11 protein-coding genes are annotated in these 16,796 nt (G+C 34.4%); 9 read left to right on the top strand and 2 right to left on the bottom strand.

The window, feature by feature from the left end:
* Positions 1-1,219: 1,219 nt before the first annotated feature.
* Positions 1,220-2,668, top strand: a complete 1,449-nt coding sequence (gatA, locus tag ETSB_RS01470; protein ID WP_044105876.1) for an Asp-tRNA(Asn)/Glu-tRNA(Gln) amidotransferase subunit GatA — start codon at positions 1,220-1,222, stop codon at positions 2,666-2,668.
* 1,354 nt (positions 2,669-4,022) lie between these two features.
* Here the strand turns inward: gatA and ETSB_RS01465 are convergent.
* Positions 4,023-5,732: an iron uptake porin gene (locus ETSB_RS01465; RefSeq protein ID WP_232509834.1), complete on the bottom strand. Its 1,710-nt coding sequence runs from the start codon at positions 5,730-5,732 to the stop codon at positions 4,023-4,025.
* Between the two features lie 871 nt (positions 5,733-6,603).
* Between ETSB_RS01465 and ETSB_RS10575 the strand changes: the two genes are divergently transcribed.
* From ETSB_RS10575 to obgE, 4 genes are all read left to right on the top strand, one after another.
* A complete protein-coding gene (locus tag ETSB_RS10575; protein WP_332403710.1) occupies positions 6,604-6,846 on the top strand; it encodes a L,D-transpeptidase in 243 nt (80 codons plus the stop codon).
* A gap of 32 nt (positions 6,847-6,878) precedes the next feature.
* The gene (locus ETSB_RS10570; protein ID WP_332403817.1) at positions 6,879-6,950 is read left to right on the top strand and encodes a hypothetical protein; all 72 of its coding nucleotides are present in this window, start codon (positions 6,879-6,881) and stop codon (positions 6,948-6,950) included.
* A gap of 111 nt (positions 6,951-7,061) precedes the next feature.
* Positions 7,062-7,763 (top strand): Mo-dependent nitrogenase C-terminal domain-containing protein, encoded by a 702-nt coding sequence (locus ETSB_RS01455; RefSeq protein WP_044105875.1) that lies wholly within the window; start codon positions 7,062-7,064, stop codon positions 7,761-7,763.
* A gap of 87 nt (positions 7,764-7,850) precedes the next feature.
* A complete protein-coding gene (obgE, locus tag ETSB_RS01450) occupies positions 7,851-8,837 on the top strand; it encodes a GTPase ObgE (protein ID WP_044105873.1) in 987 nt (328 codons plus the stop codon).
* Between the two features lie 19 nt (positions 8,838-8,856).
* On the opposite strand, the gene modA is transcribed toward obgE, so the two are convergent.
* The gene (gene modA, locus ETSB_RS01445) at positions 8,857-9,636 is read right to left on the bottom strand and encodes a molybdate ABC transporter substrate-binding protein (RefSeq protein WP_044107540.1); all 780 of its coding nucleotides are present in this window, start codon (positions 9,634-9,636) and stop codon (positions 8,857-8,859) included.
* A gap of 611 nt (positions 9,637-10,247) precedes the next feature.
* Here modA and ETSB_RS01440 point away from each other — a divergent pair.
* The 4 genes from ETSB_RS01440 to ETSB_RS01425 all read left to right on the top strand — a co-directional run bounded on the left by ETSB_RS01440 (position 10,248) and on the right by ETSB_RS01425 (position 14,956).
* On the top strand, positions 10,248-11,405 hold the full coding sequence (locus ETSB_RS01440) for a Re/Si-specific NAD(P)(+) transhydrogenase subunit alpha (RefSeq protein ID WP_044107538.1): 1,158 nt from the start codon (positions 10,248-10,250) through the stop codon (positions 11,403-11,405).
* A gap of 108 nt (positions 11,406-11,513) precedes the next feature.
* Positions 11,514-11,801, top strand: coding sequence for an NAD(P) transhydrogenase subunit alpha (locus ETSB_RS01435; protein WP_044105872.1), 288 nt, complete (start codon positions 11,514-11,516; stop codon positions 11,799-11,801).
* A 6-nt stretch (positions 11,802-11,807) separates the two neighbouring features.
* Positions 11,808-13,238, top strand: a complete 1,431-nt coding sequence (locus ETSB_RS01430; protein ID WP_044105870.1) for an NAD(P)(+) transhydrogenase (Re/Si-specific) subunit beta — start codon at positions 11,808-11,810, stop codon at positions 13,236-13,238.
* 326 nt (positions 13,239-13,564) lie between these two features.
* The gene (locus ETSB_RS01425; RefSeq protein ID WP_044105869.1) at positions 13,565-14,956 is read left to right on the top strand and encodes an NAD-dependent malic enzyme; all 1,392 of its coding nucleotides are present in this window, start codon (positions 13,565-13,567) and stop codon (positions 14,954-14,956) included.
* The last annotated feature ends 1,840 nt before the right edge of the window (positions 14,957-16,796 follow it).

Raw genomic sequence — 16,796 nt, 5'->3', positions numbered from 1 at the left:
GGTATAGTTTTTTTTAAAAAACAACATGACTCTTTAATTTTTCTATTCTAGTAAAGTCATCAATAAATTTCATCAAAATTATAAATTAACTACGATCAATTGACCTTGAGTAGAAAAAGCTTTATATCTTAAGATTAAGTCTCATCACATGAGACTTAATCTTAAGATATAAACAAACTCACAAAAGAATTAAGTTGACTTAAAAATAAAAGAACATGCACTTAAACATGTAAGATAATAAAATCTGAAAAAGTTTAAAATAGTGGCATTAAAAATTCAGCTAAATAAAATAAGTAATCAAGAATTTATAGAAAATATTAAAAATTTAAATACTTGACAACTAATAAAATCACTATAGTTAAATTAAAGAAAAAAAATATTACAGAATGTGAGTTTATTTAGATAAACGAGTAAGTATATAAATTATATAAATAAGAACATATAAGGAAGCATTAAAGTAGTTTTAATTTAATAACATCTCTCTTTTTCCTAAAATCAAAATAGGTTACTATAGCTTTTTAATAATTTCATATAATAAAGTACTAGTATATAAGCTTTGTATGGTAAAATAGCTTAATCATAAATTAGATAATATCAAAATGTATTAGGAAATAAAATAAAGAGCTGAAGCGTAATTAGTTTGGCATAATTTTTATTGAGTTGGCACTTACCACGGTAGTCTCTAAGATATAAAAAATAATTATATAGCAATAATATAAGATTTTGATCAAGTAACTATTGATAACTGTAGTTACCATAATGTAAATTTGTATAAACTTAAACTAGAAGAAAACAAGAATCAAAAAGGACATAAACTAGCTACTTCTATGCTAACAATGTCTATTTTTTCTTTAAAAGTCTAGAAAAAAATAACATAATAACACTATTAATAATAACAATAAAAATTACAAATTACCCACAATCATTTTTATGGATAGTTTCACGTTTTAAAATATTGTATTTATTCTATAAAATTTTAGTTTTCAGATAGCAGTCTAAATCATATGAATATAATATCACTATTTGTTATCAAATTAACTCAATTAGACTATAAAAATTAGACTTAATTGTTAAGCTAGAATTTTTATTAATTAAGGCATCCTTTTAGTGGTCAATCATCGGTGCCTTATTCCCTGAAAAATGATAGCATTTAATGCTAGTATTATCTAAACCGTTGGAGTGTTAAGTTATACCATCCAAAACATATTAGGTTATATTTATGACATCTATCCGCGAACTACATAGACAATTAATCAACAAAGAACGTTCTGCCGTCGAAACTACTATAGAAGTATTAGAACGTATCAAAATAGTAGAACCAAAGGTCAAGAGTTTTCTCTGTGTCACGGCCAATCACGCTTTAGAAACCGCTAAAGCAGTAGATAAAAGAATTGCCGCCAAAGAAGAAATTGGCCTGTTAGCGGGTATTCCCATCGGTATAAAAGATAATCTTTGTACTGCAGGTATTCCTACCACTTGTGCCTCGAGAATACTAGAAAATTTTATTCCTCCCTACGAATCTACTGTCACTCAGAAATTACAGGAAATTGGGGCAGTTATAGTAGGAAAAACGAACTTAGATGAGTTTGCTATGGGAAGTTCTACGGAAAATTCCAGCTATCAGGTCACGGCTAACCCTTGGGATCTTGAACGTATTCCAGGTGGTTCCTCTGGCGGGTCTGCAGCGGCGGTGGCAGCTGATGAGTGTGTAGTAGCCTTGGGCTCAGATACAGGAGGATCTATCCGGCAACCGGCCTCTTTTTGCGGTATCGTCGGACTAAAACCAACTTATGGACTAGTCTCACGGTTTGGGTTAATTGCCTATGGATCATCCTTGGATCAAGTCGGTCCGTTGTCAAGAAGTGTTGAAGATGCAGCAATTCTCTTGGGAGCGATTGCGGGTTATGATGTTAAAGACTCTACTAGTCTCAATGTTCCTATTCCAGACTATACTACTTTTCTTAAAAGTAGTTTAAAAGGGTTAACAGTTGGCATTATTGAAGAAACTTTTGAAGAAGGTTTAGATTTTGTGGTTGCTAAAACCGTTAATAACGCTGTTGATCAATTAAAAGTATTGGGAGCAAAAGTTAAGAGGGTTTCTTGTCCTCATTTCCGCTACGGTTTACCTGCCTATTATATCATTGCGCCCTCGGAAGCATCATCTAATTTAGCCCGTTACGATGCGGTTAGATACGGTATTAGAGAAGAAGCAGAAAACCTTTTAGAAATGTACACTAAAACCCGTGCTAAAGGCTTTGGTCCTGAAGTTAAAAGACGCATTATGATTGGAACTTATGCGTTGTCTGCTGGTTACTATGATGCTTTTTATTTAAAAGCGCAAAGAATTCGCACTTTAATTAAACAGGATTTTAATAAAGCCTTTGAAACCGTTGATGTCTTAGTTTGTCCTACATCTTCCACTACAGCATTTAAAGTAGGTGAAAAAACGGATGATCCTTTAAGTATGTATCTGTCTGATTTAACGACAATTCCTGTTAATCTAGCTGGACTTCCAGGAATGAGTATTCCTTGCGGTTTCGATGTAAATGGCTTACCCATTGGCTTACAGTTGATTGGAAATATTTTAGAAGAGGGGAAACTATTTCAAGTCGGTTACGCTTATGAACAAGCCACTGATTGGCATAATCAAAAACCAACGTTAAAGTAGTTAACAATTAATTAATTTTAATAACTGATTAAACATATATTTTAAATTAAAGCTATTAATTTTTTAATAATTATCCAGATAAGACTTTTGGGGTATCTATTCTTAATTTTATTCAAAGACAGATAGTCAATAAACTGAAACCAATCAAAATAAAAGTCGCTTATTTGGGGTTGATAATTCAAGAAAAGCAATCAATTTTTGTTACCTTTTGTAAGGTAAATTATATTTATTAAAGTTAGGATTAAATTATCAATATTTTAGGTTAAATAAATATATTGATTACAAATAATGAAAAGAAACACATCTATGTATGGTGTATATCTACTGATTTTAAACAGTTATCGCGTTTTATTATATTTATATGGTCATGCTGGAAACGTTAGTTACAATATCAGTTTAGTACAATACTTTTAAAGTATAGGGTTCTTAATTTTTATGGTTGACTATTGAGAATATAGCAAAACTAATAGAGATTTTTTCTATGAATCAGAAGTTTATCAAAATTAATTAAATACTGCAGTACTTACATAAGTTTACTTTTATAGTTTTTATGTGTCAACCATTAAAAAATATAGTGAACAAAAGAGTATTACTTTGTCAGGTATCAAAGAATAAAAAAATTTTATCTTTATAGAAATTAAATCTCTGAATTTGCAGAATATATTCATAATAAGAGTTCTAGCATTTTTTAATAAATAACATATCATATTCGGTCTAGAATGACTACTTTTGTGGTATTTTTTTTAAAGGTTAAAATAGGTGATCTTTTTTTTAAAAAATACAAAAAAATAATTTTAAAAGAGTGTTCGCTGGACACCAAGTAAACTGATATCCAGCGAACAGCATTGGAAGAGTAAGAACTATCAACGTTGACCTACGCTAAAAATTTTCTTCAGAACACGAACAAGGACAAAAACATTATGCTTACAAGAGAATCAGTAAGTCAAAAAAAGTCATAAATAACTAAAGAACAAAAGTGAAGATAAGAACCTATCTATCTTCTAAAGAAGAAGACCCCTAAAAACAGAAAATTTTTCAATAAAGAAGTAGATAAAACTAAAACTACAATCAAGAGAAAAGAATAAAAACGGCAATTATTTTGCCTATATCAAGTTTATAATAACAAAAGTATACCAAATATTAACAGAGCTTAATTTGGCAAGAATAATAATCTTAACTGTCAGCAACTATAATTATCCTAAATGATAAGAAACTAAAAACATCAATAATAATAATTATACTAAACCTGTCTTGTATAATTACTATTATTGAATGATAATTAAATTGAATTTTGATTTTTATTGAGATAATTTCTTTATAAGAAGAATCAATATAAAGAAATTATATACAGCAATTAGAAAGTAAAAGTTGTGCGAATTGTTCCAATAAATAAAGAATTATTGCTGTTATCATAATCTGGAGAAGTAATGATAATTATGCCAGGGGTAATTGAAATATTATCATTGATTGCATATTCATAAATTGCCTCGAAATGAAAAGAGCTATCGCGGTCATTATTTCTTAAACCGTTAGGTAAGACGAGATTAGACTTAGAAACCCAAGGTTCCATCCCAAAAATAATTGCTGCTGTATCTCCTTCAAAAATAGCATCAGGAAAAGCGAAACTTACCGTCCAGTTCCAAATGTCTAGATTCCCTCTGTCTATGGGTTTTAAATCTTTCCCTAAATCAATTGCCCCTAAAGTTCTGACTGTAGTAAAGCCTCCCCAAGCACCTAGAACAAATTGATCAAGAATATGCCAACTCAATTCCACTCTATAGGAATTATTAACTGTATCAACAGAGGCTCCAAAGTCTTTAAACTCTTTCTCAATAAAGCTTTGGAAATTGGAACGACGACTACCAGTTCCTGAATCAAGATTGTTATATCCATGCAAATATGTAAACGCTGCTTTAAAATTTTCCTTGTGTTCATAAGCCAATTGTCCCATTACACCATAGGGACCATTAAACATCCCTGCACCTAAATCAGGACTAGCAGCCTTGTCTGCTAAATAACCTCCACTCCATTCAAACACTTCAAAAACCCGCCCTCGAAAACCAATACCTGGCCCCCCGGGCATATAATAAACGGGATTACGAGTGCCAAATGAAGATAATGCTCCAGACGACGCATCCCCATCAAGGAAGTTCACTGTGGGAACGAAGTCATCAAAAGCACCTCCGACTGGTTCAACAAACATCCGTACATTTTCTGCGAGTGCAAAATCATAGATAATCAGTTGTATACCTAAATCACTCGCATCAGGTTGTGAAAAGCTTAATTTTCCTTCAAATGTTTCTGTAATATCAGGATAAGCCGGTGCGGTCCCTGTTGTAAAACGGATATAGAGCGAATCATCCCCATCAAAAGTAGTATTTAATTTCAGTCGTCCCCGATATCCTAGGTTAGTTACCTTAAAGATGTCTTCAGTACCTTGGTTTTTTTCTCCACTGGTGATCCCCGTTAACCCCATGATCATCTCACCAGTGAGAATACTGGTAGTGGAAAACTGATTATTTTCAGTATAGGCTACCCGCGATTCTAAATTACTCGTTCGTGTTCCCAAGGAGCCCGTTTCTATTTCAAACTCTTGCGCTATCGACTTTAATTTTTCTATATCTTCTCGTAAAATTGATGCATTTTGTTGGAATTCAAATTGAATGCTATCAACACAGGCATTTACCGCGCCAGCAAATTCATCACGGGATAAGGTTCTATCTCCTTCAAAAACCTTATCAGGATACCCCTTAATGCAGTTGTAGCGATCTACCAAACTTCGGAATGCTTCATAGGGCCATTGCGTGGGAGAAACATCTTGTAACTTCAAAACATTTGTTAGCTGTGATTGATCAAAACGATCAGTGTTACTTAAGAAACCATTTTGTAAGTCCGAAACACTTGTTACCTGTGATTGATGAGGATGATCAGTGTTATTCAAGAAACCATCAGTTAATTGTTGCAGTTTTAGGTTATTTTTTCGCAACTTAGATAAAGACAAAACCGAGGGATTAGATAGATTAGGTAAAGACGAAGCCTGGGAATTAGATGTAATTATCATCATTATTCCTAGGATAATTAGGGGACATTGGACTATGCTTAGAATCTTTAACATTAAATTAACGCTCACACCGGAATTTTTGGTAACGGTTGCTATTGTACTATCCCTTATCAAAAAAAGTCCATAATTTATGTTTGTTCATTTGTTGGATAAACTTTATAGTTTTGTTGCTTACCCTTACCACATAATCCTCACTATATAATATTCAAAAGAACTAAGCTTATCTAAATGAAAACTAATAAAAAGCCTTTTGCTATACGAAAATTCAATAATTTTCATTAGATCAATAACACTCATATTGTGGCTATAGTTGAATGGAGAAATAGAGAAAAACCCCTATAACTGATATTAGTTTTCATTACTTTAAAGTTAAAAAATAAAGTTGTTGCCTAACTCATTGACACCATTTTTATGCGCTAGTTATCTTAAAAGTTTACGCAGTGAAATAATTAGGGCAGCAGGTTTGGAGATGTACAGATAAAGTGTAGTTGGGAAGATGGAAAATAAACTATGGAAAAAATAATATTCAATTTAGATTATATTGTCTGAGATATCTTCTAAAATGTTGGAGGGCTACTGCGATTCTTGTTTACCAACTAACTATTGGAAGTTTACATAGAACTGTAAAAAAATAAAGTTTAAACAAATTTTAATATTATTGACCTTAACTGGTGGGAGTCTTTTTTGACCCGTATCCTTGATCAGTAAGTAGGTCGGTGCAGGAAAAGCGGTTGCACCATTAAAGACAGAAACGAAAAACCCCCCTACTTCTCCCATTACGCTTTTAGTAGAAGCTAGTCTAGCCGACAAAGCAACCCTGGCAGAAACTAAAGTATTAGAAACACGTTTAGTACTGAAGTTAAAAGAGCGTAAGGTGTACGCATATCAAAATAATCAACTGTTAGCCAGTTATCGAGTAGCAATCGGTAAAAAAGGTTGGGAGACCCCACAAGGGAAATTTAAAATCATTCAAATGATAAAAAAACCAAAAGGGGAAAATCCTTGGAATAGGAAAATAAGTGCGCCAGGGATAAACAGCCCTCTCGGAGAAAGTTGGATTGGCTTTTGGACGAACAGAAAGGATTATATTGGGTTTCATCGAATGGAAAACATTTGAGCGGTCAAGCAGTTTCTCACGGTTGTGTTCGTATGAAGAATATTAATGTAAAAGCTTTATCCAAATTGGTAAATAAAGGAATTTCGGTGATTGTTCAACCATAGGGTGACGTGCAAAGTTAAACTTATAAGGGATAGAGAGAGAAAAAACTAATTCTTTATCGTGCAATCGACTGTCTCTATCCCTTACTTAATGTGTTGAATTAGAATATTATTATGGCTGGCGTTGCTCAATCTTCTTACACTGAAACTCAAATTGCTGCTTGGCTACAAGGTTTACTAACTATTGCCTGGGTTGACGGGCATTATGATCCCGAAGAACAAGATCTAATCTCTCAACTTATTCAAGATTTAGCCTTAGAAGATACAACAGATGTAGCTTTTAGCGCGATCACTCCTAAAAAATTAGCCAGAGCATTAGGTTCTGATCAAAATACGTCCGAAAATTTCTTAAGAACCGCAGTTTTAGTAGCAATTGCTGATGGAATTTACTCCCCCTCCGAAGCAGAGTTATTACATCAGTTTAGTGATGCTTTAGGACTCAAAATAGAAGCCTTCAAATCCTTAGAACATACCCTGTGCAATTCTCTGAAAGAACACCCACAAGCACAGGCTGGCAGCGGGGCAGCTATCTCTTTATCAAGTCCTCCTTATCCCCATCCTGATCTTTTACATCCTCTCAAGGAATGGCTCGATGGAATGGAGATTCATGACCCTCGCCTTGCTAGATTTATTTGTAAGATGGTCCCTTCTCAATGTCCCTTTGAACGAGACATTAAGCTTTTTGGACATAAAATTGTTCACATTCCTGCTTTATGTAAACTTAATCCTCTCTATGAACAACTAGTCGGGTTGCGTTTTCGTGCTTTATGCTATTTGTCTGATAATTGTAAAGAAGATATCTCAGAGTACGTTTAGAATAAGTAAACAATCAACTCACTAAAGGGTCGACAGGTGTTGACCCTTTAAAAAGAAATATTTAGGGATTTACAACAATAATTTTATATGCAATTTATTGACCAAGCTGAGATCGAAGTTGAAGCAGGCAAAGGAGGGGATGGTACAGTTGCCTTCCGACGAGAAAAATATGTTCCGGCTGGAGGACCTGCAGGAGGTAATGGAGGATGGGGAGGCTCAGTTATTCTCGTAGCTAATCAAAATCTACAAACTTTACTGGACTTTTCTTATGCGCGTCGTTTTAAGGCCGATGATGGGAAACGAGGCGGACCTAGCAATCGGACAGGAGCCAATGGCAAAAACTGTATCATAGAAGTTCCTTGTGGAACTCTTATCTACGATGGGGAAACCGAAGAAATTTTGGGAGACCTAGTAGAAAAAGGACAAACTCTCTGTGTAGTGGCTGGAGGTAAGGGGGGATTGGGAAACAAACACTTCCTCAGTAACCAAAATCGCGCCCCTGACTATGCCCTCGATGGATTACCAGGGGAACATCGCTGGTTACGCCTCGAGCTAAAATTACTAGCCGAAGTAGGGATTATAGGCTTACCTAACGCAGGAAAATCTACCTTGATGGCTGCATTGTCGGCAGCCCGTCCTAAAATTGCCGATTATCCTTTTACTACTCTAGTTCCCAATTTAGGAGTGGTGCGTAAACCTACAGGAGACGGAACAGTATTTGCAGACATTCCAGGGTTAATTGAAGGTGCTCATGAAGGAATTGGGTTAGGACATGAATTTCTGCGCCATATTGAACGAACTCGTCTATTATTGCATTTAGTAGATGTAACTTCCAGCAATCCGATTGCTGATTATCAGATTATTCAAGAGGAATTAAACGCTTATGGCAGAGGGTTAAACAATCGTCCCCAGATTCTTGCTCTTAACAAAGTAGATGCGGCAGATGAGGAAACTGTTCAAACCATTAAAACAGAATTAGAAAATCTTAATTCATACCCAATTATCACCATTTCTGCAGTAACAAGAACAAGATTAGAGGAACTTCTCCAAATTGTCTGGAACAAGCTAGAATAGAAGAATATTTATCATGGACTTAATCTTTCACTAAGCTAAATCCATAATTTTTAAAAATATATTTTACTTTCTCACTAAAAAGAAATTCTATAAACTTTTTAGCTTCTTCTGGATGTTTACTTTGTTTAATAACAGAAATAGGATAAATAATTGGAGAATGACAATTTTCAGGAGCTGTATCTACTATTTTAACTTTGTCAGAAATTCTAACATCAGTTTTATAGACCAATCCTGCATCAGCATTACCTGTTTCTACATAAAATAAAATCTGACGAGTATTTTTCCCAAAAACTAACTTAGAATCAATTTTTTTGTATAGTTCTAAAAAACTTAAAACTTCTTTTCCATACTGTCCAGCAGGAACACTGCCAGGGTCTCCCAAAACAACTTTTTTAAACTCAGCATTGTTTAAGCTTTCGAAAGTTGCATTATTATTTGTATCTTTAAGAACAATTAAAACAACTCTATTTTTTAGTAAATCTTGTCTAGTTTCTGTTAACAGCAGCTCTTTTCTTTGCAGAGCATCCATTTGTTTAGGAGCCGCAGAAAGAAAAATATCAGTTGGTGCTCCCTGTTCAATTTGTTGCTGCAACGAACCAGAGGAACCAAAATTATAGTCAACATAAACATTTGGGTTTTCCTTTCGATAAAGGACTCGAATATCCTTCATTACATCCTGAACACTAGATGCAACTGAGATAGTTAAATTAATTTTTGATTGTTTTTTAGATGAATTAAAATCTGTACAAGCTGTCGTCAAAATTGCTAAAATAAAAACTATAAATTTTCTCCTGTTTATGATCATAATTTATCTTTTTAGCTCCTAAAATAATCAACTTAAACAGTTATGTCATAGAAAACAAAAATAGTTTATTTGTTCTTTATAATTATTTAGTTAAACAATTTTTAACTATGCAAGATTACTTTATTAAGAACTAAAGTAATCTTGTCTCTAGACTCAATCTTAACATACTATACTTTAAAAAAGTTAACCTATTAAATTACACTCATTTTATTACAATTTTTTTGTAAAAAAAATTAGCTTCTATTTAAAAAATAACTAATGAGTTTTTGACATAAAATTCAATGATAATGATAGATTTTTTTCTTCTCAAGAATAATTAGTGATGAGAAAAAATTTATTAATTTAAATTATTGAGTTATAGTTACATGTTTCTCCATAGGCTACCATCTATGGAATAGAAGTAGGATTAAAGTTTATTTAAAACTCAATCAAAGTGTGGTTAATTACACTGACGGTAAAATACTAATCAAGTTTTGCTAAACTTTATGAAGCAAACGTCTTCAAAAACGAAGAAGGGTTTAAGGTTTGCTCTTAACCAAGAGATAACCATCAAAATATTAGGAATGCCTTTTTTAACCGATAACATTATAGAAGGAAAGTTGAGCATGACCAAAATTGCTGTTCCGAAGGAAAGTGAAATAGGAGAATTGCGAGTAGCTCTAGTTCCCGATACCGTCGCCCGTTTTATCAAATTAGGATTTGAGGTATTGGTTCAATCAGGAGCAGGACTTGGAGGTCATTTTACCGATGCTGAATACACGGCAGCAGGAGCACAGATCATTAGTTCTCCAGAACAATTGTGGGGAGAAGCCGATATCCTCCTCAAAGTTGCTCCTCCAGGGGAACAGCATGGAAAAATGGAAATGGATTGGCTTAAATCAGGAGCTAAGATAATCAGTTTCCTTGACCCCCTGGGAAACCCAGAGAAAATTCAGGAATTAGCACAGCGTCAAATCACTGCTTTTAGCATGGAGTTAATCCCTCGTACTAGTCGCGCTCAAAGTATGGATGCTCTTTCATCTCAAGCCAATATTGCCGGTTACAAATCTGTTCTAATCGCTTCAGCTTCTCTCCCCCGACTGTTTCCTATGATGACAACGGCTGCTGGAACCATTCCCCCCGCTAAAGTTTTAGTAATTGGGGCAGGAGTTGCAGGATTACAGGCAATCGCCACTGCACGTCGTTTAGGGGCTGTAGTGGAAGCGTTTGATATTCGTCCTGGCGTCAAAGAGGAAGTACAAAGTGTTGGGGCTAAATTTGTGGAAATTCCCATACAAGAGAATACTACCACTACAGGGGGTTATGCCAAGGAAGTTACCCAGAATACCCAAGAACTTATTCGTCAGGTATTAACTGAGCATGTTAAAAAGTCCGATGTAGTGATCACAACTGCTCAAGTTCAAGGAAAACGAGCTCCCGTTATTATTTCCGAGGAAATGGTCGCAGAAATGAAAATCGGCTCAATGATTGTCGATATTGCAGCTGATCGTGGAGGTAACTGCGCTTGTACTGAACCTGGAAAAAATGTTTGTTACAACGGGGTTAATGTGATTGGACCCTTGAACTTACCATCTAGTCTTCCTGTTAATGCTAGCCAAGTTTATGCAAAGAATCTCTTGACATTGGTGAAATATCTAGTTAGAGACGGAGTAATGCAGCTTGATTTTGACGATGACATAATTGATGGAGCTTGTGTTACCCATGAAGGACAATTGCGCCATCCCAAAGTAAAAGAAGCTCTATTCCGTTTGGTGAAAGCCTAAGGGTAGCCTGTCGGGAAGGAAAAAGGCAACAGTTTGAACAGATCAAGTTTAGAGTTTTTATCTCATCAATATCATAATTCTGAATCCTGCTTAGGAGTGAAATTATTTATGACAACTGGACTGTTGGTTGGTTTAGTGGTATTTGTTTTGGCCTCATTTGTGGGATTTGAGGTAATTAATAAAGTTCCTCCTACTCTGCATACTCCTCTAATGTCAGGGGCTAATGCAATTTCAGGTATTGCCGTTGTTGGGGCGTTACTAATTGCCGGACCTAAAGAGTGGAGTATTACCGTTGTTTTGGGCTTAATCGCCGTTGTTCTCGCTATTATTAACGTTGTGGGTGGGTTTTTAGTGACTGACCGTATGTTGCAGATGTTTAAAAAGAAGGGAGCATAGATAACTGTGAATGATACAACTTTATGTAGGGATATACTGTCAGGATTAACTACTGGCATCGAATTAGCCTATTTAACCGCCGCCGCCTTTTTTATTATAGGGTTAAAACAACTAGGCTCTCCGGCAACTGCCCGTCGGGGTAACATTATTGCTTCATTTGGAATGCTGCTGGCTATTGTTGCCACCATGATTAATCAGTCAGTGGTTAACTATCAAATGATTTTGATTAGTGTGGTAATTGGTTCACTTATCGGGGGGATTACCGCCCAAAAAGTTGCTATGACAGCTATGCCCCAAATGGTAGGTATTTTCAACGGGCTAGGAGGAGCAGCTAGTGCTTTAATTGCCGTTGGAGAATTTTGGCGGTTATTAGAAGTTGAAAAGACTATCCCCATTGAGGCGACTATAGTAGCAATTTTAGGGGTTTTTGTCGGCGGTATTACCCTAACTGGAAGTTTATTAGCTTTTGGAAAATTACAAGGGGTAGTAAGTGGTTCTCCTATTACCTTCCCCTTACAACAGCCATTTAATGTTCTGATATTTTTTAGCTTTATTGTTGGTAGTATTTATCTCTTTTTAGATCCCACTAGCATCTCTATTTTCTTGGGATTGGTTTTGGTTTCACTTATCTTTGGGGTATTATTTGTCCTCCCCATTGGAGGTGGTGATATGCCCGTGGTTATCTCCCTCTTAAACTCCTTTTCTGGTTTAGCTGCTAGTGCTGCTGGGTTTATTTTAATGAACAATATGCTCATTATTGCAGGGGCGTTAGTGGGAGCATCAGGAATTATTTTAACGGAAATCATGTGTAAAGCTATGAACCGTTCTCTTTCAAGCGTTCTATTTGGCGCATTTGGTAGAGCAACTACCGCTAATGGTGGAAGTTATGGAGAAACAACTGATAAGACTGTTCACTCCATTGATCCTGAAGAAGGAGCAATGATGTTAGGATACGCCCGTTCTGTAGTAATTGTTCCTGGTTATGGAATGGCAGTAGCGCAAGCACAACACACTGTGCGCGAATTGGCTAATCAACTTGAAAAAATGGGTGTAGAAGTTAAATACGCTATTCATCCTGTTGCAGGAAGAATGCCTGGTCATATGAACGTGCTGTTAGCTGAAGCAAATGTCCCTTACAATCAACTTCATGATATGGAGGACATTAACCCTGAATTTGATACTATTGATGTTGCCTTGGTGATCGGAGCAAATGATGTTGTTAATCCTGCTGCAAAAAGCGATCAGGATAGTCCTATTTTTGGAATGCCTATCCTCGAAGTAGACAAAGCTCATCATACTATCGTTATTAAGCGGGGTCTTAGCACTGGGTTTGCGGGGGTAGATAATCAACTTTTCTACGAAGATAAAACTATGATGCTTTTTGGTAACGCGCAAGATATGCTATCCCAGTTAGTGGCTCAAGTGAAGCAACTATAAACTATTTTTTTATCGGTGAACAGTTGTTCCTTTTTAATCTTGGAACTGTTCACTGTATTTCATGAAAAAAGCAATGGCTATATAGAGAACAATAAATAAGTTGTTGAAGATCAATCTTCGGCAGCAATTCAATTGAATGTAACGTAAATAATTTTCTATTTTTTTCAAAATTTCTAGTTAACTATATTCTTCTTCAGAGAAGAAGTTGTTTCATTAACTTAAAATCTATAATCGTCATTTTGAAATATTTTTCCCAAAACCATATTTAGTATACTGAACTCTCTGGCTCCTAGCTCGTAACTCATAACCCCTAAACTCTTCTAAACATGGCAAATCTTAAGCCCAATTCAAGTTATAGTCTCTCTTTAACTATTGAACTTCCCAACATAGTAGGAACTCTTTCCAACATTACCCAGGCAATAGCCGGAGCAGGAGGAAGTTTTGAACAAATTTCTTTAATTGAACATACTTGTTCAATCACCCAAAGGGAAATTACGGTAGATGCTTCGAGTGAAGGACATGCCGAGGAGATTCTAGCAGCAGTTAGAGAAATTCCTAACGTTAAAATTCTCAAAGTCTCTGATCGCACCTTTGATCTCCACAGTAAGGGAAAAATCATGGTTGCTAGTCGTATTTCCATAAAATCTAGTTCTGAGTTGGCCATGGCTTATACTCCAGGGGTTGGACGTATCTGTAACGCTATTGCCCACGATCACTCTCAAGTATTTAACCTGACTATTAAGCAAAATACCGTAGCAGTTGTTACTGATGGAAGTGCAGTCCTAGGATTAGGAAATTTAGGTCCTGAAGCTGCCCTCCCGGTCATGGAAGGAAAAGCCATGTTATTTAAAGAATTTGCTGATATTGATGCTTTCCCCATCTGTTTAGCCACCCAAGACACTGAAGAAATTATTGAAACTATTAAACGCATTACTCCAGTGTTTGGAGGGGTAAACTTGGAAGATATTGCTGCCCCTCGTTGTTTTGAGATTGAACGGCGACTGCAACAGGAATTAGATATTCCAGTTTTCCATGACGATCAACATGGAACGGCTATTGTCAGTTTAGCGGCATTAATTAATGCCTTGAAATTAGTCCAGAAGTCCCTAGAAACAGTACAAATTGTGATTAATGGGGCTGGAGCAGCAGGGATAGCAATCGCGGCTTTATTACGCACTGCCGGAGCTACTAATATTTGGTTATGTGATTCTAAGGGACTTGTCTCCAATTCCCGCACTGATTTAAACCCTCAAAAACGGGAATTTGCAGTTAATGTCAATGGCTCTTTAGTAGATGCCATGCAGGGGGCTGATGTATTCTTGGGCGTAAGTGTGCCAGGGGTAGTGACACTAGAAATGGTTAAATCCATGGCTACTAAGCCCATTGTATTTGCTATGGCAAACCCTATCCCAGAAATTCAACCGGAATTAATAAGCGATGATGTAGCAGTTGTAGCTACTGGACGTAGTGATTATCCCAATCAAATAAATAATGTGTTAGCTTTTCCCGGAATCTTTCGTGGAGCTTTAGATTGTCAGGCTAAAACTATCACTGAGCATATGTATTTAGAAGCAGCTAAGACTATTGCGTCTCTGGTGAATATTAGTCAACTTAATCGCGAATATATTATCCCTTCGGTGTTTGATAAAAGGGTGTATCGAGCAGTTGCTGAGGCAGTTTGTCGTGTAGCTCGTCAGGATAGGGTAGCTTCTCAATAATTATCCTAAGTTATAGGGGAAATAAAATATTTTATTTCCCCTATAACTTAGGATAGTTTTATTTTAGTTGTTATGGTTATAGAACTACCGAACAGCTAAGTCATAATTTATAAGCAGAGAAAACAACATAAATTAAATGTTTTAAAAATATCAATAAATTCTATGTAGCTTTATCAAAAACAATATTAGTATATATGAAAAATTTAGAATAAAATACCTTAATAGATTTAGAGAAAAAAAGTATTCTTGTTTGGTAGAAAAAGATTTCTTAAATTAAATATAAACCCCTTAATAAAAACAAAAAAACTGTATTATTCTATTATATTTTTAGTATATACGTATACGTATGACTATAAAAAATTTATCAAAAAATATATTATAACTACAAAGTACGATAAATATTGAAATAACTAACAGGTTGGTATTTAAATATTTAATAAATAAAGAAATTCATGTTCTTATTTATTAAATCTAAGTAGTATAGTAACTATGTTAAAACTAATTGTGTTTAACTTTGCTTATTTAAGGAGAAAAAAGTTTGATGTTAATATTACATCATAAATTTTCTAAATTTTGGTATGTTTGACAGCATTAAATAATAGGGTTTTTAAAAACCTTATCGAATAGTTTCTTTTAACTTATAAAGAGTCAATAAAATTGACAAACTTTAAGAAATAAATTTTTAAAACTTACGAAACTAACAGAAAATATATAAAAGATAGTCACGGAACTTAATAATAAAAAATTTATTCGCGATTGCCATAATTAACAAAGCGAACTTCCTTGTAATTTTTATAAAAAAAAATAAAATTATTGATCAATTAATTGTGTCTAATATTTTTAGTAATTATTAGCTTATAAACAGTTGACAAAGAGTCAGTATATTTTCCTTGGTAAACCATATTATTTATCAGTATTTTTCTTTCAAATAAATGATTATTATGTGATTGCTTAAGTATTTACTAAGATGGTAATTGATAAATCTGCATTTTTTACTATAAACATACAAGCATATAAAGAAGCTGTCTTTTAACCAGATAGATACATCTATTGCAGTAATTAATCACTACAACAGTGAAGTATCTTTGGGGAACTATTGAAGCAACAAACTTCTTGGAAAAAATATCTAATTTTTTCCTTAATAATTTGAGGATAAAATAATACTATTTTGTGATAAGACTGACTTATATGACCAAGAAACTTGCTATAAATATAACCATTAAACATATTTCTAATTGTAGCCATCAGCTATACTAATAATAGTCACAATTAGTTATACTAGTATATATCTAATTTTTTAGGTATATACTATTATTTTGTTTTATCCTCTAAGAAGCCATTTATAGGTGAGTCAAACTAGGCTGTAAGCACATTTACTCAATATTTGAGTAAACAAAAAGACAAGATTGATAATTGCCTAAAACAGTAACTACTAACAATAAAGCAAGACAGAAATGATTATTTTAACTCAGTCGGACACAATACAAACTTCTCTTTTTAGCTTAAATAGTTCTAAACACTTCTATTTCTAGAAGATTCAATCGGAGAGATATTATAAAGTTGTCCCTTGACTGTTTTGATTAAAGAGCGCTTATAAAGTGAGATAATAATAGTTAGTTCCACCAACTCCTTTTTTTGTTTTCTGTTGATCACAAGTAATTAATTAAAGTCGTTATTGATAGAGTCTTTAAAAGAGTTATTAAACAATATATACTCGGGTTTCCCAAAATTTACCAATTAAATTATTTCTTAACTTAGGAACAGATCGATGATTATCTGTGTTGCTTGTAATTCACTTCAAAGTCAATAATTCCCTGTGATCGTTTATAACTGAATATAG

The organism is cyanobacterium endosymbiont of Epithemia turgida isolate EtSB Lake Yunoko (assembly GCF_000829235.1).
In the GTDB taxonomy this organism is placed as follows: Bacteria; Cyanobacteriota; Cyanobacteriia; order Cyanobacteriales; family Microcystaceae; genus Rippkaea.
Note: the sequence above shows the minus strand (reverse complement) of the source record. Positions and strands in the feature narration are given on the sequence as shown.